1 protein-coding gene and 1 pseudogene are annotated in these 1,000 nt (G+C 43.2%); both read left to right on the forward strand.

Going from position 1 to position 1,000, the window contains the following annotated elements; all coding sequences use genetic code 11:
* Positions 1 to 262 (forward strand): annotated as a pseudogene (locus tag R7M72_RS26275) (LysR family transcriptional regulator); the annotation flags it as partial.
* A gap of 45 nt (positions 263 to 307) precedes the next feature.
* A complete protein-coding gene (locus tag R7M72_RS26280; RefSeq protein ID WP_318056616.1) occupies positions 308 to 955 on the forward strand; it encodes a class I SAM-dependent methyltransferase in 648 nt (215 codons plus the stop codon).
* Positions 956 to 1,000: the final 45 nt, after the last annotated feature.

Below are 1,000 nucleotides of genomic sequence, written 5' to 3' on the forward strand. Positions count from 1 at the left end.
TTCAGCCAATAATGAGCAAGTCGATCAGCTCTCCGTTGTCATCAATATGGTGCGAGAGGGGTTAGGGTGGTCGTGGCTACCCAAGGCATTAACCAAGCCTAAGTTTAAAGCAGAAGGTATCGAGCCTGTGAGTATCGACCTAATGCTAGAAGGGATGAAGCTGCCGCTTTCAATGTGGTGCCCGCACGCGAAATATTTAAAGGATATTAAAGCGTCGATAATGCACGCAGTACATGAACATGTTGAGTCGTACAACCCGTAATGTATTGATAGGTCGATAGCGCTTTAACGTAAGGAATTATCAAGGATGAATATGAGATCGAACTACCATGTCCACGAGGATATGTATGTTCAAGCCCGAAAAGAGGGCTGGGAAGGATGGGGAGGCAATGAGCGCATGTCGCAAGCCATTCTTGTTCAGCGCTTTACTGAGCTAGAAGGAGCTCCGACTTTTGGCAAACTCTTGGAAGTTGGCTGCGGCGAAGGGCATCACTGTCGAGCATTTTTTAAATTAGGCTTTGAAGTAACAGGTATTGATATTTCACCGACTGCCATATCTTGGGCAAAAGAAAAAGCGAGAGATACTGGCAATCAAGGGGTGTTTTACGTCGCGGACTTGACCGAGAAAACGCTTGAGATTCCAGAGATCTATGATGTGGTGATCGACGGAAACTGTTTACACTGCATCATTGGTGAAGATCGGAATACTTTTCTAGGTCATATCTATAATTCTTTGGTTGAAAATGGCGTTTTCTTTGTGAGCAGCTTGTGTGCCAAAGACAGTAATAGCTACGAAATCACCAAAAATGACCATGTTTATCGACATGTATCTTCACAACAATCTTTGATTACGGAACTAGAACAGTCAGGCTTTCGTGTGGTTACTGCAAACGTCTACGAACGAGATGAGATAAATCACATTACTATACATGCTGTAAAAGTTGTTTATTCGTAATGAAATCGGTATTGTTTCCAGTCACGCCTTAGATAGCCATTATTA

It is taken from the genome of Vibrio sp. YT-18, from assembly GCF_033337345.1.
GTDB classification, from domain to species: Bacteria; Pseudomonadota; Gammaproteobacteria; order Enterobacterales; family Vibrionaceae; genus Vibrio; species Vibrio alginolyticus.

Bases quoted from the DNA above. Each gene is read 5' to 3' on its own strand.
- R7M72_RS26280 (WP_318056616.1), top strand. From the start codon at position 308: ATGAATATGAGATCGAACTACCATGTCCACGAGGATATGTATGTTCAA.